This window comes from Xanthomonas protegens (assembly GCF_038442435.1).
Classification (GTDB): domain Bacteria; phylum Pseudomonadota; class Gammaproteobacteria; order Xanthomonadales; family Xanthomonadaceae; genus Xanthomonas_A; species Xanthomonas_A sontii.
Genome location: NZ_JAQJCQ010000013.1, coordinates 132,701 through 158,069, shown reverse-complemented (window position 1 = coordinate 158,069; position 25,369 = coordinate 132,701). Strand labels below are relative to the sequence as shown.

22 protein-coding genes are annotated in these 25,369 nt (G+C 70.3%); 10 read left to right on the top strand and 12 right to left on the bottom strand.

Going from position 1 to position 25,369, the window contains the following annotated elements; all coding sequences use genetic code 11:
* The first annotated feature begins 501 nt into the window (after window positions 1–501).
* The 4 genes from PIQ37_RS15580 to PIQ37_RS15565 all read left to right on the top strand — a co-directional run bounded on the left by PIQ37_RS15580 (window position 502) and on the right by PIQ37_RS15565 (window position 8,094).
* Window positions 502–3,180 (top strand): M1 family metallopeptidase, encoded by a 2,679-nt coding sequence (locus PIQ37_RS15580; protein ID WP_342074137.1) that lies wholly within the window; start codon window positions 502–504, stop codon window positions 3,178–3,180.
* Window positions 3,181–3,299: 119 nt separating this feature from the next.
* Window positions 3,300–3,722 (top strand): hypothetical protein, encoded by a 423-nt coding sequence (locus tag PIQ37_RS15575; RefSeq protein WP_342074136.1) that lies wholly within the window; start codon window positions 3,300–3,302, stop codon window positions 3,720–3,722.
* 152 nt (window positions 3,723–3,874) lie between these two features.
* Window positions 3,875–4,972, top strand: a complete 1,098-nt coding sequence (locus PIQ37_RS15570; protein WP_342074135.1) for an efflux RND transporter periplasmic adaptor subunit — start codon at window positions 3,875–3,877, stop codon at window positions 4,970–4,972.
* Complete coding sequence (locus PIQ37_RS15565; RefSeq protein ID WP_342074134.1) at window positions 4,969–8,094, top strand: efflux RND transporter permease subunit; 3,126 nt, start codon at window positions 4,969–4,971, stop codon at window positions 8,092–8,094. Before PIQ37_RS15570 ends, PIQ37_RS15565 begins: the two co-directional genes overlap by 4 nt.
* A gap of 24 nt (window positions 8,095–8,118) precedes the next feature.
* Here the strand turns inward: PIQ37_RS15565 and PIQ37_RS15560 are convergent, their stop codons facing one another.
* Both PIQ37_RS15560 and PIQ37_RS15555 read right to left on the bottom strand, forming a co-directional pair.
* The gene (locus PIQ37_RS15560) at window positions 8,119–9,240 is read right to left on the bottom strand and encodes a glycosyltransferase family 4 protein (protein WP_342074133.1); all 1,122 of its coding nucleotides are present in this window, start codon (window positions 9,238–9,240) and stop codon (window positions 8,119–8,121) included.
* Window positions 9,237–9,980: a polysaccharide deacetylase family protein gene (locus PIQ37_RS15555; RefSeq protein WP_342074132.1), complete on the bottom strand. Its 744-nt coding sequence runs from the start codon at window positions 9,978–9,980 to the stop codon at window positions 9,237–9,239. The genes PIQ37_RS15560 and PIQ37_RS15555 overlap by 4 nt, the downstream gene beginning before the upstream one ends.
* A gap of 154 nt (window positions 9,981–10,134) precedes the next feature.
* Here PIQ37_RS15555 and PIQ37_RS15550 point away from each other — a divergent pair, with 154 nt between their 5' ends.
* A complete protein-coding gene (locus PIQ37_RS15550; RefSeq protein WP_342074131.1) occupies window positions 10,135–10,692 on the top strand; it encodes a GNAT family N-acetyltransferase in 558 nt (185 codons plus the stop codon).
* Window positions 10,693–10,734: 42 nt separating this feature from the next.
* On the opposite strand, the gene PIQ37_RS15545 is transcribed toward PIQ37_RS15550, so the two are convergent.
* Complete coding sequence (locus tag PIQ37_RS15545; RefSeq protein ID WP_342074130.1) at window positions 10,735–11,796, bottom strand: hypothetical protein; 1,062 nt, start codon at window positions 11,794–11,796, stop codon at window positions 10,735–10,737.
* Window positions 11,797–12,282: 486 nt separating this feature from the next.
* Here PIQ37_RS15545 and PIQ37_RS15540 point away from each other — a divergent pair, with 486 nt between their 5' ends.
* The 3 genes from PIQ37_RS15540 (at window position 12,283) to PIQ37_RS15530 (ending at window position 14,563) form a co-directional block, all read left to right on the top strand.
* Window positions 12,283–13,125 (top strand): TrmH family RNA methyltransferase, encoded by an 843-nt coding sequence (locus PIQ37_RS15540; protein ID WP_342074129.1) that lies wholly within the window; start codon window positions 12,283–12,285, stop codon window positions 13,123–13,125.
* A gap of 198 nt (window positions 13,126–13,323) precedes the next feature.
* Complete coding sequence (locus PIQ37_RS15535; RefSeq protein ID WP_017911958.1) at window positions 13,324–13,413, top strand: tryptorubin family RiPP precursor; 90 nt, start codon at window positions 13,324–13,326, stop codon at window positions 13,411–13,413.
* 88 nt (window positions 13,414–13,501) lie between these two features.
* Window positions 13,502–14,563 (top strand): cytochrome P450, encoded by a 1,062-nt coding sequence (locus PIQ37_RS15530; RefSeq protein WP_342074128.1) that lies wholly within the window; start codon window positions 13,502–13,504, stop codon window positions 14,561–14,563.
* Between the two features lie 23 nt (window positions 14,564–14,586).
* Here the strand turns inward: PIQ37_RS15530 and PIQ37_RS15525 are convergent, their stop codons facing one another.
* The 5 genes from PIQ37_RS15525 to PIQ37_RS15505 all read right to left on the bottom strand — a co-directional run bounded on the left by PIQ37_RS15525 (window position 14,587) and on the right by PIQ37_RS15505 (window position 18,841).
* Window positions 14,587–15,639, bottom strand: a complete 1,053-nt coding sequence (locus PIQ37_RS15525) for a LacI family DNA-binding transcriptional regulator (RefSeq protein WP_342074127.1) — start codon at window positions 15,637–15,639, stop codon at window positions 14,587–14,589.
* 62 nt (window positions 15,640–15,701) lie between these two features.
* On the bottom strand, window positions 15,702–17,117 hold the full coding sequence (locus PIQ37_RS15520; protein ID WP_342074126.1) for a M28 family peptidase: 1,416 nt from the start codon (window positions 17,115–17,117) through the stop codon (window positions 15,702–15,704).
* A 96-nt stretch (window positions 17,118–17,213) separates the two neighbouring features.
* Entirely contained in the window at window positions 17,214–17,633 is a 420-nt protein-coding gene (gene mscL / locus PIQ37_RS15515) for a large-conductance mechanosensitive channel protein MscL (protein ID WP_017910415.1), read from the bottom strand.
* A 109-nt stretch (window positions 17,634–17,742) separates the two neighbouring features.
* On the bottom strand, window positions 17,743–18,450 hold the full coding sequence (locus tag PIQ37_RS15510; protein WP_342074125.1) for a fumarylacetoacetate hydrolase family protein: 708 nt from the start codon (window positions 18,448–18,450) through the stop codon (window positions 17,743–17,745).
* Between the two features lie 118 nt (window positions 18,451–18,568).
* A complete protein-coding gene (locus PIQ37_RS15505) occupies window positions 18,569–18,841 on the bottom strand; it encodes a hypothetical protein (protein WP_017910413.1) in 273 nt (90 codons plus the stop codon).
* Window positions 18,842–19,043: 202 nt separating this feature from the next.
* Between PIQ37_RS15505 and PIQ37_RS15500 the strand changes: the two genes are divergently transcribed.
* A complete protein-coding gene (locus tag PIQ37_RS15500) occupies window positions 19,044–19,382 on the top strand; it encodes a Rieske (2Fe-2S) protein (protein WP_342074124.1) in 339 nt (112 codons plus the stop codon).
* Window positions 19,383–19,415: 33 nt separating this feature from the next.
* Here PIQ37_RS15500 and PIQ37_RS15495 read toward each other — a convergent pair whose 3' ends face one another.
* From PIQ37_RS15495 to thiS, 4 genes are all read right to left on the bottom strand, one after another.
* Window positions 19,416–21,284, bottom strand: coding sequence for an SLC13 family permease (locus PIQ37_RS15495; RefSeq protein WP_010341810.1), 1,869 nt, complete (start codon window positions 21,282–21,284; stop codon window positions 19,416–19,418).
* Window positions 21,285–21,407: 123 nt separating this feature from the next.
* Window positions 21,408–22,160, bottom strand: a complete 753-nt coding sequence (gene trmB, locus PIQ37_RS15490) for a tRNA (guanosine(46)-N7)-methyltransferase TrmB (protein WP_342074123.1) — start codon at window positions 22,158–22,160, stop codon at window positions 21,408–21,410.
* Window positions 22,161–22,170: 10 nt separating this feature from the next.
* Window positions 22,171–22,965 (bottom strand): thiazole synthase, encoded by a 795-nt coding sequence (locus tag PIQ37_RS15485; RefSeq protein WP_017910410.1) that lies wholly within the window; start codon window positions 22,963–22,965, stop codon window positions 22,171–22,173.
* A 64-nt stretch (window positions 22,966–23,029) separates the two neighbouring features.
* On the bottom strand, window positions 23,030–23,230 hold the full coding sequence (gene thiS, locus PIQ37_RS15480; protein ID WP_342074122.1) for a sulfur carrier protein ThiS: 201 nt from the start codon (window positions 23,228–23,230) through the stop codon (window positions 23,030–23,032).
* A gap of 173 nt (window positions 23,231–23,403) precedes the next feature.
* On the opposite strand from thiS, the gene PIQ37_RS15475 reads away from it, so the two are divergent.
* Entirely contained in the window at window positions 23,404–25,224 is a 1,821-nt protein-coding gene (locus PIQ37_RS15475; RefSeq protein WP_342074121.1) for an autotransporter outer membrane beta-barrel domain-containing protein, read from the top strand.
* Window positions 25,225–25,369 lie beyond the last annotated feature (145 nt).

Sequence of the window (25,369 nt, the reverse complement as noted above, 5' to 3'; positions counted from 1 at the left end):
TCCGCGTCCATCCCGGGGATCCGCGGAAGGGGCATCCTGCCCCTGCCGCGGACGGCGCACATCCATGTGCGCCGCCCTTCGGGTGTTTCCCCGCGATGGCCGCCGCTGCGGAAGGGAACCCGGCAAGTCAAAAGCCGAAGCAACAGCGATAGCAAAGCGAATGCGCTGTACTTGGTGGCCGACGTCGCCTGTTGATCGTGGTGGGCACGCAACAACGCTGGCCTCCGCAGCAGCCGCGGGCGTCATTCGCGCGTGTGGAACGACTTCTGCCGGGACTTACGATACGTTGGCCGAGTTCACTGTGGGAGGGACTTCAGTCCCGACGCCTTTCAAGGTTGGGGCACAGCAGGAATCGTTCGTCGCGGCTGCATGACAGTTGATTCCTAAGATGAACTACTCCCGCCGCGCTAGCGCCTGTGTTGCCACACTGACCGTCATCACGTGACAGCCGCGGCCGCGCATGCTTAAGTCGTCGCCCTCCTCATCGGCGAAGGTCCGTCCATGCCAGCTCTGTCCCGTCGCGTGCTGTTCTCCGTCCTCGCGCTGTGCTGCGGCGCGGCCTGCGCGCAGGCCCCCGATGCGGTGCCGACCGGACGCCTGCCGGATTGGGCGGTGCCCGAACACTATGCGCTGGACCTGAAGATCGATCCGGAGCGCACCGACTTCGACGGCACCGCCACTCTGCGCGTGCGCCTGGAGCGCGCCTCCGACCATCTGTGGCTGCACGGCAAGGAGTTGCGGGTGAGCAAGGCCACGCTGCGCACCGCCGATGGTGCGTCGTTCCCGGTGCGCTACACCCAGGCCGACGCGCAGGCCGGCGTGGCCCGCATCGCCTTCGGGCGCACCCTGCAGCCGCAGGAGCTGACCCTCACCATCGTCTACAGCGCACCGTTCAACCAGCAGTTGCAGGGGCTGTACCAGGTCAAGGCGCAGGGGCATGCCTACGCCTTGACGCAGATGGAGCCGATCAGCGCGCGCTACGCCTTCCCCGGCTTCGACGAGCCGGCGCTGAAGACGCCGTTCGCGCTGCGCCTGACCGTGCCCGAGGGCGAGCAGGCGCTGGCCAATACCCGCGCCGAGTCCACCGAACCGGCCGGCAAGGGCTGGAAGACCGTGCGCTTCGCCGAGACCGTGCCGCTGCCGACCTACCTGGTGGCTTACGCGGTCGGGCCATGGGACGTGGTCGACGGGCCGGCGCTGCCGGCCACGCCGCAGCGCCCGCAGTCCACCCCCTTGCGCGGCGTCGCCGCACAAGGACAGGGCCCGCGCATCCGGCGCGCGCTGCAGCAGACGCCGGAGATCATCACCGCGCTGGAGGACTACTACGACTTCGGCTATCCGTTCGACAAGCTGGATCTGGTGGCCGCGCCGGACTTCTCCGCCGGCGCGATGGAGAACCCCGGGTTCGTCACCTTCCGCGACTGGCTGCTGTTGCTGGACGACGATTCGCCGCGGCACAACGTCGAGGGCTCGTTCAACGTCACCGCGCACGAACTGGCGCACCAGTGGACCGGCGACACGGTGACCATGGCCTGGTGGGACGACCTGTGGCTCAACGAGGCCTTCGCCACCTGGATGCAGCAGAAGATCACCATGCGCCTGCGGCCGCAGTACCGCGCCGACCTGGACCGCATCAGCGCCGCGCATGACGCGATGAACAACGACAGCCTGGTCAGCGCGCGCAAGATCCGCCAGCCGATCACCGGCAACGGCGACATCGAGACCGCCTTCGACAGCATCACCTACCGCAAGGGCGCCGCGGTACTGGGCATGTTCGAGCAGTTCGTCGGCGAGGACACTTTCCGCAGCGGCATGCGCAGCTACATCCGCGCGCACCGCTTCGGCAACGCCACTGCCGACGATCTGGTCGACGCCATCGCCGCCGCAGCCGGCAAGGGCGAGGATGTCAAGGCCGCGTTCCGCAGCTTCCTCGATCAGCCGGGCGTGCCCTACCTGCAGGCGCGTGTGCAGCCGCAGGCGGGCGGGGCGGTGCTGCAGTTGCACCAGCAGCGCTTCCTGCCGCTGGGGTCGCGTGGCAGCGCCGCGCAGACCTGGGGCGTGCCGGTCTGCGTCAAGTACGGCACGCGCCAGGGCGTGCGCCGCGCCTGCCAGATGCTGTCCGCCAGCGACGGCCGCCTCGCGCTCGCTGGTGCCGATGCCGACAGCTGGGTGATGCCGAACGCCGGCGGCACCGGCTACTACCGTTTCGCCCTGCCCAAGCCGCAACTGGCCGCGCTCGGCCGCCATCTCGATGCGCTCGACGATGCCGAGAAACTGGCCTATGCCGACGCCATCGACAGCGCGTTCCGCACCGGCGAGGCCGATACCGCGGACGTGATCGCGGCGATGCAGCAGCTGGCGCCGGCCAAGGCCACGGCGGTGGCCACCGCGATGAACGACCGCATCGGCTGGATCTGGCGGGTGCTGGCGCGCGACGACGCGCAGCGCGCCATGCTGCGCCAGGCCACCGACGCCGCGTTCGGCGCACGCCTGCAGGCGCTGGGCGATCGGCGACGCGCCGGCGACAGCGATGACGACGTGGCGCTGCGCTCCAACTTGGCCGAACTGCTCGGGGTGACCATGGGCGTGCCGGCGGTACGGCAGGCGCTGTTGGCCCAGGGCGATGCGGTGCTGGCCGGCAAGCGCGGCGCGCCGGATTTCGCCGCCGCCAACCCGGATCTGCTTGGCGCAGCGCTGACGGTGGCGGTGCAGGAGCGTGGCGCGCCCGCGGTGGACGCATTGATCGCTGCCCTGCGCGGTCACGGCGAACCGGCCCAGCGCAACGCGATGATCGAAGCGCTCGGCGCCGTGCAGGATCCGCAGCAGTTGCAGAAGGTGCGCGATTTCGCTCTGACCGATGCGATCAAGGTCGGCGAGATGAACAGCCTGCTGATGGGCGCGCATGCCGAGCCGGCCACGCACGCCTCGATGTGGCCCTGGTACACCGCCCACTTCGATCGCATCGTGGCGCGCTCCGGTTCCTTCGACGGCGGTCGCTTGCCGGCGCTGGCGGCCAGTGGTGGCTGCGATGCCGCCGAAGCGGACCGGCTGGAGGCGTTCTTCACGCCGCGCCTGAAGGCACTCAGCGGCGCCGATCGCGGCCTTGCGCAGACTGCCGAAACCATTCGCCTGTGCAGTGCGCTGCAGGCGCGGCAGCGCGCCGCTTTTTCGCCGCACTGATGGCAGTTGCCAGGTCCCTGCGCCGCCCGCAGGCGATGCGGCGCGCACTCGCGCGGCAGGCGCAGGGATGGCGGATTCGGTGGCGGATGACGCTGCCGGGCAACGTTCACGGGGGGCGCATGGATCCGAAGCTGCATGACGTGTTGGCCAGAACCAATGTGGCCGAACTGGTCCAACCGGCGTGCACCGAACAGGTGACGCATCAGCCGGTGCAGCCGGAGCCAGCGCCGCCACCGCCGCCCAGATACGCCACCTCCGATCCGTTCCAGTACCACCTGGCCAGCACAGAGGTCGTCGGCAAATTAGCCGAGGGGCGTACGTCGCCGGCGCTGCGCTTTTTCGGCTGGCTGGTGTTCGGACTGCCGATGGCCTCGTTCGGATTGATGATGCTGCACGCGATCTGGTATGACGCGTCGGCGCATGCCCTGTATGTGCCGCACACCCTGGGGCAGGCGGTGCGCATGCTGCTTGGGAGTGCATCGGCGCTTGCCTTCATGGTGGCCTATCCGTACTTCACCCGGCGTCGTACCGGCAAGGACTGATTGAGCGGCCCAAGCCGCAACACGCGTGCGCTGCGTCTCATCGCGCAGCGCATCCGTTGGCCGGCAAGGGCCGTCGGTCATGGTCGCGACGTGTCAACGCCCGTCACGCCAGGCCGTTAGACTGGGTCGAACTCCACGCGTCCGGGATCTCCATGCCGCACCGACCACGCGCCGGCGTCCGCCTGGTGTGCCTCCTGTTGTCCTCGCTCGCGCTCGCCGGTTGCGGCAAGGCTCCGGCGCCGGCTGCGGCCAGTGCCGCGATCCCGGTGACGCTGCAGACGGTGCAGCCCCGTGAGTGGAACGACAGCCTGGCCGCGCTGGGTACGGTCAAGGCCCGCGAGTCGGTGACGCTGACCGCCAAGGTCAGCGAGATCGTGGAGCGCGTGCATTTCGAGAGTGGCCAGGAAGTGGCGGCCGGCGCGCCGCTGGTGACGCTGCGCTGGCAGGGCCAGCAGGCGGCGTTGCGCGAGGCCGAGGCCACCTACACCGAGGCCGAGCAACTGTATCGGCGGCAGAGCGAACTGGTCGGGCGGCAACTGGTGTCGCGCGCGCAACTGGACACGCAACGCGCGCTGCGCGATGCCGCGCAGGCGCGGGTGCTGCAGATGCGCGCGGAGATCGGCGACCGCAGCGTGCGCGCGCCGTTCGCCGGCGTGCTCGGCTTGCGCCAGGTCAGCCCCGGCGCGCTGCTGACGCCGGACGCGACCATCGCCACGCTCGACGACGTGGCCCAGGTCTACGTGGATTTCCAGGTGCCGGAGGCGGCGCTGTCGACGGTGAAGGCGGGCGATGCCGTCGGCGGCCGCAGCGTGGCCTATCCGGGACGCGCCTTCGACGGCAAGGTCGCCACCGTGGATGCGCGCGTGGACAGCGCCACCCGCGCAGTCACCGTGCGTGCCGCGTTCGACAACGCCGACCGCGCGCTGCGCCCGGGCATGCTGATGGACGTGCGCCTGTATCGGCCCGCCCGGCAGGCGCTGGTGATCCCGGAGATCGCGGTGGTGCAGGTGGGGCGCGACGCTTTCGTCTATCGCGTCGGCACCGACGCCACCGTGGCCCGTGCCGACGTGCGCACCGGCGCGCGTCGCGACGGCCTGGTCGAGATCGTCGACGGCCTGCAGCCTGGCCAGCGCATCGTGGTCGAGGGCACCGGCAAGCTGCGCCCGGGCGTGGCGGTGGTCGATGCCGCCGCCGGCACGCGCGGTGGCGGTGTGCGCAGCGGCAGCGCCGCGGCGGACCTGGCGCGATGAAGCTGTCCGACGTCTCCATCACCCGGCCGGTGTTCGCCGCGGTGATGAGCCTGTTGCTGGTGGTGCTGGGGGTGATGGCGTACAGCCGGCTGACCCTGCGCGAGCTGCCGGCGATCGATCCGCCGATCGTGTCGGTGGAGGTGCGCTACCCCGGCGCCTCGGCGGCGGTGGTGGAGAGCCGCATCACCCAGGTGCTGGAGGACGCGCTGGCCGGCATCGAAGGCATCGAGACGATCCAGGCGCGCAGTTCCAACGGCGTGGCCGACATCAGCATCGAGTTCCGCGCCACCCGCGACATCGAGGCCGCCGCCAACGACGTGCGCGACGCGGTCAGCCGCGTGCTCGACCGCCTGCCCGACGAGGCCGACGCGCCGGAGATCGCCAAGGTCGAGGCCGATGCCGACGCCATCCTGTGGCTCAACATGAGCTCCAGCACGATGGATGCGCTGCAGCTGTCCGACTACGCCGAACGCTACGTGGTGGATCGCCTGTCCAGCATCGACGGCGTGGCCCAGGTGCGCCTGGGCGGGCGCCAGCGCTACGCGATGCGGATCTGGCTGGACCGCGACCAGTTGGCCGCGCGCGATCTCACCGTGGCCGACGTGGAGAACGCGCTGGCCCGCGAGAACGTCGAACTGCCGGCCGGCCGCCTGGAGTCGGCCGACCGCGACTTCACCCTGCGCGTGGAGCGCAGCTACCGCGCGCCGGCGGACTTCGCCACGATCCCGCTCGGCAAGGGCCGCGACGGCTACGTGGTGCGGCTGGGCGATGTGGCCAAGGTGGAACTGGCCTCGGCCGAGCGCCGCGCCTACTTCCGCAGCAACGGCGTGCCCAACGTCGGCCTGGGCATCGTCAAGACCTCCACCGCTAACAGTCTGGATGTGGCCCGCGCCGCGCGCGCGGCCGCGCAGCAGATCCAGCAGACCCTGCCCAAGGGCACGCAGATCTTCGTCGCCTTCGATTCCACCGTGTTCATCGATGCCTCGGTGGAACGCGTCTACCACACGCTGATCGAGGCGGTGGTGCTGGTGCTGGTGGTGATCTGGCTGTTCCTGGGCAGCGTGCGCGCGGCGCTGATTCCGGCGGTGACGGTGCCGGTGTGTCTGGTGGCCGCGTTCATCGCGCTGTATGCGTTCGGCTTCTCGATCAACCTGCTGACCCTGCTCGCCCTGGTGCTGTGCATCGGCCTGGTGGTGGACGATGCGATCGTGGTGGTGGAGAACATCCAGCGTCGCGTCGACCTGGGCGAACCGGCGCTGGTGGCGGCGCGGCGTGGCACCGCGCAGGTCGCCTTCGCGGTGATCGCCACCACCGCGGTGCTGGTGGCGGTGTTCCTGCCGGTCGGGTTCCTCGAAGGCAACACCGGGCGCCTGTTCCGCGAACTGGCGGTGGCGCTGGCCGCGGCGGTGGCGATCTCCGCCTTCGTCGCGCTGACCCTGACCCCGATGATGTCGTCCAAGCTGCTCAAGGCGCATGCGCGCGAGAAGCCCAACCGCGTGCATGGCTGGGTCGAGGCGCGGCTGCAGGGGCTGAGCGCGCGCTATCGGCGCGTGCTCGAGCGCCACGTCGGCCGCGCCTGGGTGTTCGGCGCGCTGATGCTGGCGGCGCTGGCGGCCAGCGCGCTGCTGGCGCGGATGATTCCTTCGGAATTGGCGCCGGCCGAGGACCGCGGCTCGTTCCAGGTGATGATCGATGCGCCGGAAGGCGCCGGCTTCGACTACACGGTGGGGCAGATGCATCAGGTCGAGGCGATCCTCGACCGCCACCGCGGCGACGGCCAGCCGATCGCGCGCGCCAACCCGCGCGTGCCCGGCAGCTTCGGCGCCAGCGAGGAGATGCACACCGGCCGGGTCAGCGTGTTCCTGCGCGACTGGAGCGAGCGCGACGTGGCCACCGCCGACGTCGCCGCGACGCTGCAGGAAGAGTTGCGCGCCTTGCCCGGCGTGCGTGCGCGCACTCAGGTCGGCGGCGGCCTGGTCAACAGCCGCGGGCAGCCGTTCCAGATCGTGCTCGGCGGCCCCGACTACGCCGAGATCGCGCAATGGCGCGACCGCCTGCTTGCGCGCATCGCCGACAACCCCGGCCTGGTCGGGGCGGACTCGGACTACAAGGAAACCCGGCCGCAGATGCGCGTGGAGATCGACCGCCAGCGGGCAGCCGACCTCGGCGTGCCGGTGACCGAGATCGGCCGCGCACTGGAGACGCTGATGGGCGCGCGCCAGGTCACCACCTTCGTCGACAACGGCGAGGAGTACGACGTGATGCTGCAGGCCAGCCGCGACGGCCGCGCCGATCCGGCCGACCTGGCGGCGATCCGGGTACGCGCCGACAGCGGCCAGCTGATCCCGCTGTCCAACCTGGTGACCCTGCGCGAAGTCGCCGAGCCGGGCAACCTGCATCGCTTCAACCGCCTGCGTGCCATCACCATCAACGCCGGCTTGGCGCCGGGCTATCCGCTCGGCGAGGCGATCGCCTGGGCGCAGCAGGTGGCGCGCGAGGAACTGCCCGACTACGCGCAGCTCGACTGGAAGGGCGAATCGCGCGAGTACCAGAAGGCCGGCGGCGCGGTGCTGCTGACCTTCGCCCTGGCCTTGCTGATCGTGTACCTGGTGCTGGCGGCGCAGTTCGAGAGCTTCATCCACCCGCTGGTGATCATGCTGACCGTGCCGCTGGGCGTGCTCGGCGCGCTGATCGGCCTGGCGATCAGCGGCGGTACGCTCAACCTGTTCAGTCAGATCGGCATCGTGATGCTGGTCGGGCTGGCGGCCAAGAACGGCATCCTGATCGTCGAGTTCGCCAACCAGTTGCGCGATGCCGGGCGCAGCGTGCGCGACGCGATTGTAGAAGCCTCGGCGGTGCGCCTGCGGCCGATCCTGATGACCTCGCTGGCCACCGTGGTCGGCGCGATCCCGCTGGTGGTCGCCGGCGGCCCCGGGTCGGCCAGCCGCGCCACCATCGGCATCGTGGTGATCTTCGGCGTGTCGGTGTCCACGCTGCTGTCGCTGTTCGTGGTGCCGGCGTTCTACGCGCTGCTGGCGCCGTACACGCGTTCGCCGGACGCGGTGCAGCAGCGCCTGCAGCAACTGGAAGCGCAGACCCCGTCGGTCGGCGACCACGCCTGAGCGCGGCCGCTCAGGCAGCGGCGCTCAGGCCGGATCGACGCGCGACGGTGCCAGCGGCTGCGGCGCGCAGCGCGGCTGCTGCAGCAGGTGCACGAACTGTGCGGCGATCACCGCGCCGCCGAAATGGCGCTGCACGAAGTCGCGCCCGGCCTGGCCCATGCGCTGGCGCCGTTCGCCGTCGCACAGGCGCAGGATCGCGTCGCGCCAGCCGTCCACGTCGCCGGGCGTGAGCAGTTCGCCGCTGACGCCGGGATCCAGCGTCTCGGCGGTGCCGCCAACGTGGCTGGCCAGCACCGGCACGCCACTGGCCTGCGCCTCCACCGAGACCCGGCCGAAGGTTTCCGGCGCCAGCGACGGGAACGCCAGCATCGACATCGCGTTGTAGTAGGGCGTGGTGTCGTTGACCCAGCCGACGAAACGGTGGCGCTGGCCGTGCGGCTGCGCCGCAGCCTGTGCCTGCAACTGCGCCGCGTCCGGGCCGTCGCCCAGCCACAGGCAGTGCAGCCGCGGCTCCTGCGCCATCGCCGCTCCTGCAGCTTCCAGCAGCGGGAAGATGCCCTTGCCGGCATGCATGCGCCCGCTGTAGCCGAGCACGATCGCATCCTCGGGCAAGCCCTGCGCGGCGCGGATGGCGTGGCCGCGTTCCGGATCCGGGCGCAGCCGCTCCATGGTCACCGGGTTGTACAGCACCTGCACCAGCGCCTCGGGCACGCCGCGCTCCAGGTAGGCCTGGCGGGCGTAGTGCGAGACCGCGAAGAAGCGCGCCGCCAGGCGCGGGATCGCATAGCCGGACAGCGCGCTCATCGCCGGGGTGCGGTGGCGGAACAGCGTGACCGGGATGCCCAGCGCGCGTCCGGCCAGCAGCAGCGGCCAGTATTCCTTGCCGAAGTTGCCGACCAGCCAGTCTGGCCGGCTGTGCCGCGCCACCCGCAGCAGCGGCCGGTAGCCGTCCGGGTCCAGCACATTGCGGAAGTGCCCGACGTGCACGGTGATGCCGCTGCGGCGCAGCTCGTCGGCGATCAGGCCGCCTTCGCAGGCGATGACTTCGACCTGGTGGCCGACGCCGGCCAGCGCCTGCGCCAGCGCCACGAAATGCGTGGCCGCGCCGGTGTTTTCGGGATTGGTGCCGACGAACAGGAATTTCATCCGCGGCGGTCCTCGTAGGCGGTGAAGGCGCGCAGCGCGAACTGCGGCAGCAGGTGATGACGCGCGACCTGGATGCGCGGGTAGCGCATCGGGTCCGAGCCGGCCGGGGCGCGGCCGCGGCGGGTGCTCGTGGCGGCGGTGTAGCCGGCCTCGCGTACCACGTCGGCGACGCGGTCGTCGACATCGCCGTAGGGGTAGCAGAACTGTGGCACCGCCTCGCCGAGCAGGTCCTCCAGTTCGCGCTTGCAGCCGCCGATCTCCTCGCGCAGCGCCGCATCGCTGCAGCCGGTCAGGTGCGGGTGCGAGCGGGTGTGCGCGCCGACCTCCATGCCGCCGGCGCGCCACTGGCGCAGCTCGGCGAGATTCATCAGCGGCTTCTCGATGTCCAGCTTCTGGGCATCCCACACGTTGTGGCGGCCGATGCAGCCGCTCACCATGTAGACCGTGGCGGTGAAACCCAGCCGCTGCAGCACCGGCAGCGCCGCGTGCAGGTTGTCCAGGTAGCCGTCGTCCAGGGTGATCACCGCGACCTTGCCCTGGCGCTCGCCACGCAGATAGGGCATGGCGTCGGACATGGACACGCCGCGGTAGCCCAGTCGCTGCAGCAGGCGCATCTGCCGGGCGAAGCGGCCCGGGCTCACGTACAGGCTGCGGTACACCTGCAGGTGCCGCGGTGCCTCGGCCACGTTGTGGTACATGAAGATCGGAATGCGGGCCGTGGCGGCGGTGTCGGAAGGCATCGGGGAACGGCTCTTTGGACGGAAGGGCGAGGTGCGGCGCGGGAGTCTACCGGGCCTGGCTTTCGCTGGTCTGTCGGGTAAAACCCTCAGCCGTAGACGATCGAGCCGCCGCGGCCGGCGGCTATGCTGCGCTTCCTTGCCGCAGGAGCCGCCGATGTCCGAGACCGCCGCTGCCGCCCCCTGGCGCGATCTGCAGTTGCGGCTGGAGGGCATCGTGCTGCGGCGCTGGCGTGCCGAGGACCTGGACGCACTGGTCCGCCACGCCGACGATGCCCAGGTGGCGCGCGGGCTCAGCCGGCGCTTTCCGCATCCGTACACGCGCGCCGACGGCGAGGCCTTCCTGGGCGGGCAGGTGATCGACCTGAACGATCCGGTGCTGGCGATCGAGATCGGCGGCGAAGCCTGCGGCGGGATCGGCCTGCATGCGGCGGCGCAGCCGGCACCGGAGCGGGCCGAGCTCGGCTACTGGCTCGGTCGCGCGTATTGGGGGCAGGGCCGGATGACCCGCATCGTCGCCGCCTACCTGGACTGGGCGGTGCCGGCGCTGCGCCTGCAGCGGATCGAGGCGCTGGTGCTGCCGGACAATCACGGCTCGGCGCGTGTGCTGCAGAAGAACGGCTTCGCCGAGATCGGCACGCGCCGCGAACTGTCGTTGCGCGATGGACAGCCGCGCGATCTGCGCCTGTTCGCGCGAACCTGGGCGGCGGCCTGAGTCGCGCGTCGCCCGTGGGAGCGACGCACGCGGGCCACGGCTTCAGTAGGAAATGGTGGCCGAGGTCGCGGTGGTGTCCACCGCGTAGTTGCATTGCACGTCCAGGCCCGAGCTGTCGCTGTACGACACCCACGCCGGCGACGCCACCCGCTGCATGCGGTAGTCGTACACGCCGATCGCATTGAAGGTGATGCTCCCGTCCGGCGGATACTGGTCGCAGCTGTCCACCGCATAGACTTCCAGCGCGCCGCCCACCACCAAGTGCGTCCGGGAGTTGATGTCGTAGGTGGTGCTGAGCCGCACGCTCTGGCCGGTGGTGACGTTGCGCGTGTCGACGTTCCAGTTCGTGCAGGGCAGGCCGTTGTTGCAGGTCGCGTAGGTGTCGCCGACGATCCGGTCGCCGGCCCTGGCCGCGATGAAGTCGCTGTGCCACACCATGCCGTCCTGGCAGCAGTTCCAGCTGCTCAGGTCCCAGCTGTCGTTGTAGCCGCGGTAGCCGAGCACCGGTTGCAGGATCGTGGGATCGTCGCTCTGCATTCCCGGGAAGAAGTACACCGTCTGCTGGGCCACGTTGGTCGGGTTCTGCGGCACCGTCCAGCTGGCCACGATGCGCCCCATCTTGTTGCCGGTCACGTCGATGGCCGACTGCACCCAGTCGTGGGTGATCGGCGGCGGCACCGCGCCGCGCGCGCGCGCCGCCCGCAGCGCCGCACCAGTGCGGATCGGCTGGCCATCCAGGCCACGTCCGTCGGGGTGGACGCGGGTGCCGGTGGGGGTGAAGTTGTCCTGGGTGCAGGCCTGCGCCTGTTCGCGCGCGCCATCGGCATGCTGCAGGGCGCCGTCGGCGAGCACGCGGTCGCTGCCATGGACCTGGCGCACGCAGGCCGGGGCGAAGTAGCCGAACGGCGTCTGGATGTAGTCGTCGGGCACGTTGGTGGGCTTGTGCGCGGCGGGCAGGGCGCCGACCCGGGCCAGGCGGGCATCGGGCGCGGCGGTCTGGGCCAGTGCGCTGGCGCTCAGGCCGAGCAGGGGCAGCATCAGCAGCAGGGCGGCGTGCACGCAGCGGCGTGCGGACGAGGAAAACGGACGGATGTCGGAGTGCATGGGAATCGCCTTGTCGTGAGAATGCGGAGTGCGTTCTCGGGAGTCCGCGGAACATGGCGCTGCGCGATGCAGCGGCGCAGGCCATCGCAGGTCTCCCGTCTGCGAAGCGAATGGCACGGTGATGGTGGGTCGATGGCGCCTGCGTGGTGGCGGAAGGAGCGGCGACAATGGACCCGATGCGCACGTCAGGCTTGTCGGATTTGCGCATGCGCTGCCGCGAATTCCGCACGGTGGAAGGCAGGAGCGAACCACTTCACGGTGCGGCCGGAATGCGGGTTGCGCTTTGCGTGGCATGACGTAGACAAGTCTCGGGGCCGCGCTGCGTCATGCCGGGGCAGCCAGTGGGGCGCGGATGAGCGAAAATCCCCGCAGCGCGCCGTCCCTGGCGCGCGCCCCGTGCGTTTTCCAGGAGAGTCCCATGCGTCATGCCCTTCGTTCCCGCTGTGCCGCGCCGGCGCGGTGCGCCCGCGCCGCGGGCGTACGCCGATGACCTCGCCCTGGGGCAACCGCCCGCGCGGTGGGAATCTCCCCTCTCCCCCCGGGAGAGGCGCCGGGGGTGAGGGTGCGGCGGCGCCGACCAACCGCAACGAACTGCGCCTGTACGGCCTGAACGCAGTGCGCGCGGTGTACGCGCGGCGGCCGGAGGCGATCCGCAAGCTGTACCTGAGCGAGGCGCGGATCCCGGCATTGCAGCCGCTGCTGAAGTGGTGCGTGGCCAACCGGGTCGGCTACCGCGTGGTGGACGAGGCCGACCTGCACAAGCTCGCCGCCAGCAGTCACCACGAGGGCGTGGTCGCCGACGTGCTGCGCGTCGCGCCGCTGGCCCTGGCCGACTGGCTGCAGGCGCTGGCGCCGGGTCCGGCGCTGGCGCTGTGGCTGGATGGCGTGGGCAATCCGCACAACTTCGGCGCGATCCTGCGCTCGGCGGCGCACTTCGGCGTGGGCGCGATCCTGTTGCCGGAGCAGGCCGCACTGGCGCTGTCCGGTGCCGCCGCGCGCGTGGCCGAGGGCGGCGCCGAGGCGGTGCCGCTGGTGCGGCTGCCACCCACGATGCAGGCGCAGGCGCAATTGCGCGACGCGGGCTTCGCCCTCGCCGCGACGCTGGTGGACGGCGGCGACGATCTGTTCGCCACCGCCTTGCCGCAGCGCCTGGTCTACGTGATGGGCGCCGAGAGCGACGGCATGGACCGCGACTTCGCGCAGGCCTGCGATCTGCGCCTGTCCATCCCCGGCAGCGGCGCGGTGGAAAGCCTCAACGTGGCCGCCGCCACGGCGGTGTTGCTGGGGACCTGGCGCAGCCGGCATCCGCACGGGCGCGCGGCGCGCTGAGCACGGCGTCACGCGCTGAGATGCGGCTGCATTTGGCTACGCAATAGTGTGCGCGCCGGCCGGTTTCGGGTTTGCGAGGGGCCTGGCGGCGGCGTAGCGTGCAGGCGCGCCTCGTCGATGCGATCGCGCCATGCGCGCTGGCATCGGCGAAACCGCGCAGTCCCCCCGCCCGAAAGGGCCATCGTCACTCCTTCGGAGATGTCGCTCATGAAGCTGCTGTTCTCCATCAAGCACCTGCTGTCGTCGAAGAAGCCGCTGAAGTCGTACGCCTGGTACATCTGGTACTGAGCGCCGTGTGCGTTGCCGCGCGGCATGCCGTGCGGCCGGTGCCCGGCGGATGCACTGCGCCGGGCGTCGTTCCTTCAGGAGACTGGCGATGTCCGCCACCATGGTCGACCGCGATGCGCGCGCCACGGTCTTCGCGCCGCGTCTGCAGGCGTTGCTGCGTACGCATGTGGGGCAGGAGGCGTTCCGCCTGGATGCCGATACGGTCGGTGTCGCCGGCGCCGCGCTGAGCGACCGCCTGCTCGCGGCCCGGCCCGCCACCGAACACGAACGGCCGACCTTCAAGCCGTTGCACGGCCGCTCGATCGCGCGCAGCGAAGCGGCGAAACTGATGCAGGCGATCGGCCGCGACGTGCGCGAGGCGCTGAAGCGTCCGCCGCCGCCCACGCTCGACCTGTCCGGTCCATGGCCGCACGTCGGCCATGTCTATCTGCGCGACCTGCTGCTCGGCGGCGACCCGTGGCGGCTGCGCCTGCTGATGGACCGCACCCTGGAACTGACGCCGCGCCTGACCTGGGCGGTGATCGCCGCTGGCGCGCTCGCACCGCTGGCGCCGGGCGCAGAGGCCTCGGCGTTGGCCACGTTGCTGTCCGCGGCCGACGGCTACCGCGCGCGCCGCGATGCGATGGGCCTGTACCGGCGCACCGCCGCGCCGGTGTGCTTCACCATTTCCACGCTGGTCGCCAACGCGCTGTGGCTGGGGTCGCCGTTCGACGCGCGCGTCTGCAACCGCAACATCCTCTACGAAACCCTGCGCCTGCTGCCGCCGTCCTGGAACATCCTGCGCAATGCCTCGCCCGAGTACGGTGCGCTGGATCCGCGTATCGGTGCCGCCGATGACGTGCTGGTGCTGCCCTTGCTCAGCCATCGCGATCCGGCGCTGTGGGATGAGCCGGAGGCGTTCCGGCCCGAGCGCTGGGACGGCGTGGATCCCGATGCGTTGCCTGGCTACCTGCCGTTCGGCCATGCGTCCGAGCGCTGCTGGGGCCGGCACATGGTCATGCCGCTGGCGGAGCGGTTACTGGACCTGCTGCGCGGTCAGGACCTGGTCGTGGATCCGCGGCAGCGTCGCGCTGCGGTGCCGTTGACCGGGCTGCTCGGTGTGGCCCAGGTCGACGTGATCCGGCACGCGCGCGCGCGAGGCGTTGCCTGACCTGCCGCACGCGGTGCCGACGCTCAGCGCGATGCGGGCGGTGCGGTGGATCCGCGCGTGACCAGGGTGTAGTCCAGCACCTGGTGGGTGCCGCGGCTGGGCAGTCCGTCGCGGCGCTGGCGAATTTCGCCGAGCAGCAGCGTCACCGCGGCCCTGCCCATCGCCGCGACCGGCTGGTGGATCGTGGTCAGCTCCGGCCAGATCGTGGTGGCCACCGGCGTGTCGTCGAAACCGGCGATCGACAGATCCTCGGGCACGCGCAGGCGCAGTCCGTGCGCGATCGCCAGCGCTGCCGCGGCCATGTCGTCGTTGCTGCACAGGATCGCGCTGGGACGCGGGGTGACCTGCAGCAACGCGGTGGCCGCGAGCAGGCCGGAGCGGTAGGTGAACAGGCCTTCGGCCACGCGCTCCGGTGCCACCGTCAGCCCGGCCCCCGCCATGGTGTCGAAGAACGCGCGGCTGCGCAGCGCGCTGGGCGTGTGCCCGGGATCGCCGCTGACGAAGCCGATGTCGCGGTGACCCAGGTCGAGCAGATGCCGGGTGAGTGCGCACGCGGCCTGGTAGTCGTCGATGCGCACCGAGCTGACCCCGGGCATCGGTGCGCCGGTGGCGACCGCCACCAGCGGAATGCCGCGCGCATCCAGTTCGGCGATGGTCTGCCGCGCATCGCACAGCGGCGGCGGCAGGATCAGGCCATCGGCGCCGGCCTCGAGCAGGCGTTCGGTGGCGGCGCGCTGGCTGGCGCTGTCGTCGCTCTTTTCAACCAGCACCTGGCAGCCTTCCAGGCTGCTCTGCTCGAGCATGCCGAGCATGAACTGGTTGAGGTACGCCGCGCTGGGATTGCTGTACAGCACGCCGATGCGCGCCAGTCCTGCGGTGCGCAGCGAGCGGCCGGCGAGGTTGGGGCGGTAGCCGAGCGCCTTGATCGAAGCTTCGACGCGCTCGCGCATGGTAGCGCTCACGCGCGGGTGGCGGTTGATCACGCGCGAAGCAGTCATCGGCGACACGCCCGCATGGCGGGCTACATCCAGCAACGTCACCGCTGAGCCCGCGCGACGTTGCCGTATGCCCATCAAAGGTCCTGGCGCTGCTGCGGAAGGGGAGCCCCTGCGCGCGTCCTGCGCAGGTCCGGTTTACTTTACTCCCTGGGCGGTTCCACTGTCTTGGCCTGGCTGCCGAAACTGCCATCGGCCTGCGCCGCCAGATACGCGAACACCGCATACGCGGCGACGTTCTGCGCCAGCGCCTTCGGGTCGATCTTGTCCAGGGTGTCGTCGGCGGTGTGATGCAGATCGAAGTAATCGCTGCCGTCCTGCGCCAGCCAGGCCCAGGCGCCGCCCTTGGCGGCGAGCGGCCCGACGTCCGGGCCGGGGCCGCCGGCGTCCGGCGCATAGGCGATGCCGAGCGGCGCCAGCGCCTCGGCGATCTGCCGGGTCGCCTCGCGCGAGCCGGCGGCGTCGCCGGAGCCGGTGTTGAAGGCATAGATGCGGCCGGCGCCGAAATCGCTCTCGGCGGCGATCTGGTGCCGCGCCACGTCCTTGGCATGCGCCTGCGCGTAGGCCTTGCCGCCGTACAGGCCCTGCTCTTCGTTGGCGAAGGCGACCACGCGGATGCTGCGCTTGGGCGCCTGCTTGAGCTGGCCGATCAGATGCCCGGCGGCCATGCTGATGGCGACGCCGGCGCCGTCGTCGATCGCACCGGTGCCCAGGTCCCAGGAATCCAGGTGCCCGCCGATCAGCACCACCTCGTTGGGCAGCGTGCGCCCGGTGATCTGCCCGATCACGTTGTAGGAGGTGGCGGTGCCGTCCCAGCCGCAGTCCAGCGCCAGACGCAGGCGCACCGGGCCGCGCGCGAGCAGACGCGCCAGTTGGTTGGCATCGGGCACCGACAGCGCCGCCGCCGGCACCGGCGTCAGCCCCTCGTCGAAGCGGGTGATGCCGGTATGCGGCACGCGGTGCGAATCGGTGCCGGCCGAGCGCATCACGAAGCCGATCGCACCCTTGCGGATCGCTTCGGACGGCCCCTTGCTGCGCACCGCGCCGCCATTGCCGTAGTCCTTGCCGTCGCGGGTGCGCAGCATCTGGTAATCGACGAAGGCGATCTTGCCGCGTAGCGCATCGGCCGGCGCCGCCTGCAACGCGGCCAGGTCGGCGAAGCGCACCACCTCGGCCTCGACCGTGCCGCCGGGGCTGCCGCCCAGCGCGGTGACGGTGAGCGGTTGCGCATGCGCGCCGAGCACCTGCGCGTGTTCGCTGCGCCGCTCCCATTTCGGGAACGTCACCGGCTCTGTCCATACCTTGTCGAAGCCCAGTGCCTTGAACTTGGCGGTGGCCCAGGCCACCGCGCGTGCATCGGCCTCGCTGCCCGCCATCCGCGGGCCGATTTCGGTGGTCAGCGATTCGACCACCTTCCAGCCGGTGTCGTCGGCCAGTGCCCGCTCGCGCAAGGCTGCCGCGTCGCGGAGTGCCGCCTCCGGGATGCGCGTGGCCTCGGCGGCAACCGCAGGGGAGGACAGACTCAGCACAGCAGCGATGACGACGGCAAGACGACGCATGGAAAACTCCGCGGACACAGGAACCGCGAGCTTAGCAGTGCCTCACCGCCGTGCACGGCGCGGCCTCCATGGCGGAAGCCGCGTGTGCCGTCGCGCTTACTCCGGGCGCGGCTCGTGCTTGAGCGAATCGCGGATCTCGCGCAGCAGCAGCACTTCCTCGGTCGGGGCCTTCGGCGCCGGTGGTTCCTTGCGGGCGATGCGGTTGATCGCCTTGACCAGCATGAAGATGGCGAAGGCCACGATCACGAACTGGATGATGGTGTTGAGGAAATCGCCGATGCCGATCACCACGGCCGGTACCGGCTTGCCGGCCGCGTCCACCGTCGCCGCCTTCAGCGTCCATGCCCAGCGCGAGAAATCCACGCCGCCCACGAGCAATCCGATCGGCGGCATGATGATCTTCTCGACCAGCGCGGTGACGATCTTGCCGAACGCGGCGCCGAGCACCACGCCGACCGCCAGGTCCAGCACGTTGCCGCGCATGGCGAATTCCTTGAATTCGCGGATCATGCTCATCGGGACTCCTCTCTTGTCAGTGCGGGCCTGTCGCCGCGGCGCTAGCCTAGCGCAGTCGCCGTGGTGGTCGAGTCACAGGCCTGCGTATGCCGCGCGACAGGCGCGCCCCTCAGCCGACGATGCGGCCGTGCCGTTCGGCCACGTTCTCCAGGCGCGCGCTGAAGCGGTCACCCGGGCGCAGCGCGGCCACGCCGGCCGGCGTGCCCATGAACACCAGGTCGCCGGCGCGCAGCGCGAACAGCTTGGACAGTTCGTGCAGGATCTCCGGCACATTCCAGATCATCTGGTCCAGCAGCGATTGCTGGCGCACCTCGCCGTTGACTTCCAGCGAGAGGTTCAAGGCCTCCAGCGCCCCGACCTCGCCAGCCGGGATCAGCTCGCTGATCGGCGCGGAGGCGTCGAAGCCCTTGGCGATGTCCCACGGCAGGCCCTTGGCCTTGGCCGCGGCCTGCAGGTCGCGACGGGTCAGGTCCAGGCCCACGCCGTAAGCCAGGATCAGGGCCTCGGCGCCGTCCACCGGCAGCACGCCGGCGGGCGCGTCCTGGCCCAGCGCCACCACCAGTTCGACCTCGTGGTGCAGATCCTCGGTCGCGGACGGGTAGGGGATGGCGTCGTCGCCGATCACCAGCGCATCGGCCGGTTTCATGAAGAAGGTCGGCTGGCCGCGCTCGGCCTTCGAGGCCGGCGCACTGGCGCCCATCTCGCGCGCGTGATCGGCGAAGTTGCGACCCACGCAGTAGATGCGATGCACCGGAAACAGGCCCTGGCCGCGCACGGGAACGCGCGGAGCCTCGGCAGCGGCGAACAGGTCTTTCATGGGCGTGCATCCAACGAGAGGGGATGCAGCAGTCTACCGCGATGGGTTCAACCCAATTCCAACAGACAGGTGGATGCCGCTTTCACGAATCCCCAATCCCGATTCCCCACTCCCGGCTTTACAACGGCAAGGCCGGCTTGCGCACCACCCGATACTCGCCATCGACCACATGGCGACGCGCGGTGGCCGGACGCTTGCCGCGCTGGCTCAGCAGCTTCATCGCGATGCCACCCAGGATCATCGCCGCGCCCACGAACACGCTGACGAACACCAGCCCGGCCAGGATCGCCAGGCCGAGCAGGCCCACTGCCAGCTTCACCAGCGGATGGCGCGGCTTGCGCGGCGCGAAGACGTGCCGGAATTGGTCGAAATTGAAGAGGCGAGCACGCATGGCAGAACTCTGTTTCAGTTTGAACCGAAGGGGCGCAGTATCGGCGCTGTTTTATGTGACGGAGTGAAAACTTCGTTAAGCGAAAAATTAACACTTTGCGCTCAGGGGCTTGCATGTGCTCGCCGGGTGAAGGGTGTGCGGCGTCACGGCTGCCGATCGCCCATGCCAGAATGACCACCCCTTGCTGCCCGCGCTGCGTTCCATGACCGAATCATCTGCCGTGCTGGCGCCGCTGCAAGACCTGGTTTCCGGCGAGCTGGCCGAGGCCGAGGCGCTGATCGGCGGCGAGTCCGAATCGCTGCTGCTGTACCGCGAGGGCGATCGCGTGCGCGCATGGTTGAACGTATGCCCGCACGCCGGACGCCGCCTGGACTGGGCGCCGGGGCAGTTCCTGAAGAGCCGCGAGGGCCACGTGGTGTGCGCCGCGCACGGCGCCGCGTTCGAGTTGCAGGGCGGCCTGTGCGTGTCCGGCCCGTGCCGTGGCCAGAGCCTGCATGCGGTGCCGGTGGAGGTGCGCGCAGGGCAGGTGGTGCTGGTCTAGCGCGCAGGGCGCGCGCTTGCGGTGCGACGCACGCTACAGCGCGTGCCACCAGCCCATCGACATCAGGTTGACCATCAGCACCACCACCAGGGTGTAGACCAGCGACAGCGGGCCGCCGACGCGCCACAGTTCGCGCGGCTGGTAGTTGGCCGGGCCGGTGATCATCGAGATCACCGGATTGGATGCGGTCATCAGGTTGTTGGACGCCGACAGCGCCACGATCAGCGCGAACGCGGTGGGATTGCCGCCGGCCGCCAGCGCCAGGTTGACCGCGATCGGCACCATCACGATGGTCGCGCCGACATGGCTGATCACCAGCGAGAATGCGGTGGTCAGCAGGCCCAGGGCGATCTCCAGCGCCCACACCGGCATGCCCTCCGGTAGCCGCGCAATGGTATGGCCGGCGACCCAGGCCGCCGCGCCGCTGCTGTCCATCGCCCAGCCCAGCGGGATCAGCCCGGCCATCAGGAACACGGTCTTCCAGTTGATCGCCGCGTAGGCCTCGTCCATGCGCAGCACGCCGGTGAGCAGCATGCCGGCCACGCCGGTCATCAGGGTCAGCGCCACCGGCAGCCTGGAGGTCAGCGCGATCAGGATGGTCAGGGCGAAGATCGTCATCGCGATCTTGAACTTGTGCGGGCGGTGCTCGCCCTTGGGGTAGTCGGTGACCACCACGAAGTCGCGGCTTTCCGAGGCCTGCGCCAGGTCCTGCCAGATGCTGTGGAACACCAGCATGTCGCCGGCGCGCAGCGGCACCTTGCGCACGTCCTCGCGGATCACCTGCTTGTCGCGGTTGATCGCCAGCAGGCTGATCCCGGCCTGCTTGCGCAGGCGCAGTTCGGCCGCGCTCTTGCCGATGAAGCGCGAGGTCGGCGGGATCACCGCCTCGGAGATGCCGGCGCGGCTGGGGTTGAACAGATCGCCGAGGTTGCGCAGGCGCGAGGACAGGCGCAGGAACTGGTTCTGCGCGAAATCGGCGACCTGCTGGCGCGCGCCCATCACCCCGAGCACGCTGCCGACCCAGATGCGCATGTCCGCCGGCGGCGCCAGGCGGGTGTCGTTGCCGGTCTTCAGGGCGAGCAGCAGCGGCGCGTTGTGCACGGTCTCGGCCTCGCCCAGGGTCATGCCGACCAGCGGGCTGTCGGCGCTGACGATCAGCTCGAACACGTCGCCTTCGATGCCGTAGGTGCGGGCGAAGTAGCTCTCGGTGCGTGCCGGGGTGACGCCGTCGTTGATCAGCCGCTCTTCTTCGGCCAGCGCCTTGTCGCCGCGCACGCGGAAATAGATCAGCGACGCCGCCAGCAGCGCCACGCCGATCGGCAGCGGCGCGAACATGCGCAGCGGCTCGATGGTGGCCATGCCCGAAGGCAGGTTGTTGTTGGCCGACTGCAGCAGGTCGTTGAGCAGGATCAGCGGCGAGTTACCGACCATGGTCAGCGCACCGCCCATCACGATGGCCGCGGCGATCGGCAGCAGCAGCCGCTGCAGGGTCAGCCCGGTGCGTCCGGCCAGGCGCGAGGCCACCGGCAGGTACAGCGCCATCACCGAGGGATTCTGCATGAACGAGGAGTTGAGTCCGGCGATGGCGGTGGTCAGCAGCATCAGCCGCTCCTCGACCCCGCGCGCGCGGCGCAGCAGCCACGACGCCAGCCGGTTCAGCGCGCCGGTGCGCTCCAGCCCGGCGCCGAGGATGGTGGTGGCGATGATGCTCATCACCGCGTTACCGGAGAAGCCGCTGAACAGCTCCTCCGGCGCGATCAGACCGGTCACCCCGAGCACCACCAGCACCACCAGCGCCACCACGTCGGCGCGGATCCGCTCGAACACGAACATCGCCATGGTGAAGCCGACCAGCCCGAGCACGAGCTTCATATCGGTGGTCAGCGTCAGCGCGGTGTCCATTCGGGGCCGGGATTGGGGATTCGGGATTGGGGATTAGCCGACGGCGTCTAGCGGGGCCGTCAGCGGCGGTGGCGCATGGCGGGCGCCTCCCGTCCGGATGGTGGCAGATTGGTTGTCCAATCCCTAATCCCCACTCCCCAATCCCGACTTGTCATACAGCAAATCCCACACCCCATGCCCCAGATTCTGGCCGCGGGTCTCGAAGTGGGTCTGCGGGCGCCAGTCCGGGCGTGGCACGTGGCCGCGCGGGCCGGCGCGGTTGACCAGGCCGGGGGTGGCGTCGAGCACGTCCCACATCTGCTCGGCGTAGTCGGCCCAGTCGGTGGCACAGTGCAGGCGGCCGCCGTCGCGCAGCTTGCGCACCAGCAGTGCGGCGAAGGCCGGCTGCAGCAGGCGCCGCTTGTTGTGGCGCTTCTTGTGCCAGGGGTCGGGGAAGTAGATGCGCACTTCGTCCAGGCTGCCGTCGGCGATCTCGTGCTGCAGTACCTCCACCGCATCGTGGTGGTACAGGCGCACGTGATCGGCGCCGTCCTCGGCCAGGGCGTTGAGCAGGCGGCCCACGCCCGGCGCGTGCACCTCAATGCCGATGTAGTCGCGGCCCGGATCGTGCTGCGCGGCATGGCGCAAGGCGGCGCCGTTGCCGAAGCCGATCTCCAGCACCTTGGGCGCGTTGCGGCCGAAAGTGGCGTCCAGATCGCGCGGCTGGCCGCGGTAGTCCAGGCCGAAGCGCGGCCACAGCGCGTCGAACGCGCGCTGCTGGGCCGGGGTGAAGCGGCCCTGGCGCAGCACGAAGCTGCGCACCTGGCGATGGCCTTCCTCGACGGTGAAGGGTTTCGGCGGGGTCTTGGCGCCGGCGCTGGAGAACGGATCGGTCATGCCTGCGGCCTCACCCGATCAGTCCGTCGACCGGCGAGGAGGCGCTGGCGTAGCGCTTGCGCGGGATGCGCCCGGCCAGGAACGCCTCGCGGCCGGCCTCCACCGCCTTGCGCATGGCGCTGGCCATCAGCACGGGGTTGCGCGCGCCGGCGATGGCGGTATTCATCAGCACGCCGTCGCAGCCGAGCTCCATCGCGATCGCCGCGTCCGAGGCGGTGCCGACGCCGGCGTCGACGATGATCGGCACCTTGGCGTTGTCGATGATCTCCAGCAGGTTGTAGCGGTTCTGGATGCCCAGGCCGGAGCCGATCGGCGCGGCCAGCGGCATCACCGCCACGCAGCCGATCTCTTCCAGGCGCTTGGCCAGGATCGGGTCGTCGCTGGTATAGACCATCACCTCGAAGCCGTCGGCGACCAGGATTTCCGCGGCCTTGAGGGTCTGCACCACGTCCGGGAACAGGGTGCGCTGGTCGCCCAGCACTTCCAGCTTGGTCAGGTTGTGGCCGTCGAGCAGTTCGCGCGCCAGCCGGCAGGTGCGCACCGCATCTTCGGCCGTATAGCAGCCGGCGGTGTTGGGCAAGATGGTGTACTGCTCCGGCGGCAGCACGTCGAGCAGGTTGGGCTCGCCTGGGTTCTGGCCGATGTTGCTGCGGCGGATCGCCACGGTGACGATCTGCGCGGCGGCGGCCTCGGTGGCCAGGCGGGTCTGTTCGAGATCGGCGAACTTGCCGGTGCCGGTGAGCAGGCGCGAACGGTAGGGTTTGCCGGCGATCACCAGCGCATCGTGGGGGGCGGGAGCGTTCATCGGCGGATTATCGCCCATCGCACCGGCCCTGCCGAGTCCGCGCACCTGCGCGCGGCGGCGCGATTCAGCCGCCGCCCAGCGCGTGCACGATCTCGACCCGGTCGCCGGCATGCAGCTCGTGGTCGGCATGCGCACCGCGCGGCACGATCTCGCCGTTGACCTCGACCGCCACGCGCCGCTGGCCCAGTCCTTCGGCCTGCAGCAGCGCGGCCACGGTGGTGGCCGGCGCCAGCGTGCATTGTCTGCCGTTCAATTCGATGTTCATGCCATCATTGTGCAATGCGCGCCGTGGGCGTGCGAGTCGCAATCTTGCGGCAGTGCAACGTGAGCGTGTCCGGCAGAGGTGGAATGATGTCGGCCATGCGGCTACGTATGGTGCGGCCGCTTCCCCCGTTTCGCTGCATTTCTCGTGTTCCATTTCTGCCCGGGAGGGCTTCCATGACTTCGTCCATCCGTCCGCTCCGTTCGCTGCTCGCCGCCGCGATCGTGCTCGCCGCCGCGCCTGCGTTCGCGCAGTCCACCTACAGCCGCACCGTGTTCTTCGGCGACAGCCTGACCGACGCGGGCTACTACCGTCCACTGCTGCCGGCCTCGGTGCGTGCGGTGACCGGCCAGTTCACCACCAACCCCGACTTCGTCTGGGCGCAGTACGTGGCCGAGTACTACGGCACCAATGCCGCCGCCAACGGCAACGGCCAGATCGGCGACGACTATGCCGTCGGCAATGCCCGTGTCGGCGTGGCCAACCCGAGCGCGCTGGGCGTGGCGCCGTCGCTGGCCACCCAGGCCAGCAACTACCTGGCCGCCAACGGCGGCAAGGCCGACCCGAACGCGTTGTATTCGGTGTGGGGCGGTGCCAACGACCTGTTCGCCATCGCCGGCGGTGCGCCGGTGCAGGCCACCATCGGCAATGCCGTGACCGCCGAAGTGGGCATCGTCGCCAGCCTGCAGAACGCCGGTGCGCGCTACGTCATGGTCAACAACCTGCCCGACGTCGGCATCACCCCGCGCTTCCGCGCCGGCGGCGCCGCGGCGATGGCGCAGGGCACCGCGCTGGCCACCGCCTACAACACCGCGCTGTTTTCCGGCCTCAAGAGCGCCGGCCTGCGGGTGATCCCGGTCGACACCTTCCACCTGCTGCAGGAAGTGGTGGCCAACCCGGGCGCTTACGGCTTCACCAATGTCACCGGCACCGCCTGCCAGCCGCAGATCACCGCGCAGTCGCTGACCTGCAACCCGACCAGCTACGTGAGCGCCGATGCCGCCGACACCTACGTGTTCGCCGACGGCGTGCACCCGACCGGCCGCACCCACGAACTGCTGGCGCAGTACGCGCTGTCGATCCTGGAAGGCCCGCGCACCCAGCAGATCCTGACGCACTCGGCGCAGATGGTTGGCCGCTCGCGCGCCGACCAGGTCGCCTGGCACGTCGATGGCCGCCCGGAAGCGGATGGCGTGCGCTGGTGGGGCAACCTGCGCGGCGACATGCAGCGCTACCAGCACGGCAACCTGTACGACGGCATGGCCCCGGCCGGCCTGTTCGGCGTGGACTGGTCGCGTGGCGAGTGGGTGTTCGGCGGCTTCGGCGGCTTCGGTCGCACCGATGCCGACTTCGGCAACCGCGGCGGCGACTACACCCAGGACGACAGCACCCTCGGCGGCTTCGCCGGCTGGTACGGCGAGCATGCCTGGGTCAACGCCCAGGTCAGCTACACCTGGCTGAGCTACGACGTCACCCGCAAGGTCAACCTCGGCCCGGCGACCATCGAGCACAAGGGCTCGCCGGACGGCAGCAACCTGACCGCGGCGCTGCAGGGCGGCTACGAGTTCGGCGAAGGCAGCTTCAAGCACGGCCCGGTGGCCGCGGCGATCTGGCAGAAGGTCAAGCTCGACGGCTACACCGAGAGCAACCCGAACTCCAGCGCGCTGGGCTACAGCGACCGCGATGTCGAGTCGATGGTCGGCCGCATCGGCTGGAAGGCCAGCATCGATGCCGGCACGGTGAAGCCGTACCTGCAGGCCACCTACGACCACGAGTTCAAGAAGAACCAGGAAGCCACCGCGTGGCTGCAGACCATGTCCGACCTGGGCGAGTACGCGGTGCCGGGCATCAACTTCGACCGCAACTACGCGTCGGTGGTGCTGGGCGCGCGGACCAAGCTGTGGGGCTTCGAGAGCAACGTCGGCCTCGCCACCACCACCGGCCAGTCGCGCGCGCACGACACCTCGCTGTTCGTGAACTTCGGCGGCAGCTTCTAAGCACTGCCCGACGTTGCCTGCCTTGCCCGGCTGCACGCCGGGCGGGGTAGGGGCGAGGGATGCACAAAGGCCGCAATGCTGTTGTGGGAGGGGCTTCAGCCTCGACGCCTCGGAGTTCGAGCCGTCGGGACTGAAGCCCTTCTGC

Coding starts and splice junctions, on each gene's coding strand:
- PIQ37_RS15580 (WP_342074137.1), top strand. CDS start 502: ATGCCAGCTCTGTCCCGTCGCGTGCTGTTCTCCGTCCTCGCGCTGTGC.
- PIQ37_RS15575 (WP_342074136.1), top strand. CDS start 3,300: ATGGATCCGAAGCTGCATGACGTGTTGGCCAGAACCAATGTGGCCGAA.
- PIQ37_RS15570 (WP_342074135.1), top strand. CDS start 3,875: ATGCCGCACCGACCACGCGCCGGCGTCCGCCTGGTGTGCCTCCTGTTG.
- PIQ37_RS15565 (WP_342074134.1), top strand. CDS start 4,969: ATGAAGCTGTCCGACGTCTCCATCACCCGGCCGGTGTTCGCCGCGGTG.
- PIQ37_RS15560 (WP_342074133.1), bottom strand. CDS start 9,240: ATGAAATTCCTGTTCGTCGGCACCAATCCCGAAAACACCGGCGCGGCC.
- PIQ37_RS15555 (WP_342074132.1), bottom strand. CDS start 9,980: ATGCCTTCCGACACCGCCGCCACGGCCCGCATTCCGATCTTCATGTAC.
- PIQ37_RS15550 (WP_342074131.1), top strand. CDS start 10,135: ATGTCCGAGACCGCCGCTGCCGCCCCCTGGCGCGATCTGCAGTTGCGG.
- PIQ37_RS15545 (WP_342074130.1), bottom strand. CDS start 11,796: ATGCACTCCGACATCCGTCCGTTTTCCTCGTCCGCACGCCGCTGCGTG.
- PIQ37_RS15540 (WP_342074129.1), top strand. CDS start 12,283: ATGACCTCGCCCTGGGGCAACCGCCCGCGCGGTGGGAATCTCCCCTCT.
- PIQ37_RS15535 (WP_017911958.1), top strand. CDS start 13,324: ATGTCGCTCATGAAGCTGCTGTTCTCCATCAAGCACCTGCTGTCGTCG.
- PIQ37_RS15530 (WP_342074128.1), top strand. CDS start 13,502: ATGTCCGCCACCATGGTCGACCGCGATGCGCGCGCCACGGTCTTCGCG.
- PIQ37_RS15520 (WP_342074126.1), bottom strand. CDS start 17,117: ATGCGTCGTCTTGCCGTCGTCATCGCTGCTGTGCTGAGTCTGTCCTCC.
- mscL (WP_017910415.1), bottom strand. CDS start 17,633: ATGAGCATGATCCGCGAATTCAAGGAATTCGCCATGCGCGGCAACGTG.
- PIQ37_RS15510 (WP_342074125.1), bottom strand. CDS start 18,450: ATGAAAGACCTGTTCGCCGCTGCCGAGGCTCCGCGCGTTCCCGTGCGC.
- PIQ37_RS15505 (WP_017910413.1), bottom strand. CDS start 18,841: ATGCGTGCTCGCCTCTTCAATTTCGACCAATTCCGGCACGTCTTCGCG.
- PIQ37_RS15500 (WP_342074124.1), top strand. CDS start 19,044: ATGACCGAATCATCTGCCGTGCTGGCGCCGCTGCAAGACCTGGTTTCC.
- PIQ37_RS15495 (WP_010341810.1), bottom strand. CDS start 21,284: ATGGACACCGCGCTGACGCTGACCACCGATATGAAGCTCGTGCTCGGG.
- trmB (WP_342074123.1), bottom strand. CDS start 22,160: ATGACCGATCCGTTCTCCAGCGCCGGCGCCAAGACCCCGCCGAAACCC.
- PIQ37_RS15485 (WP_017910410.1), bottom strand. CDS start 22,965: ATGAACGCTCCCGCCCCCCACGATGCGCTGGTGATCGCCGGCAAACCC.
- thiS (WP_342074122.1), bottom strand. CDS start 23,230: ATGAACATCGAATTGAACGGCAGACAATGCACGCTGGCGCCGGCCACC.
- PIQ37_RS15475 (WP_342074121.1), top strand. CDS start 23,404: ATGACTTCGTCCATCCGTCCGCTCCGTTCGCTGCTCGCCGCCGCGATC.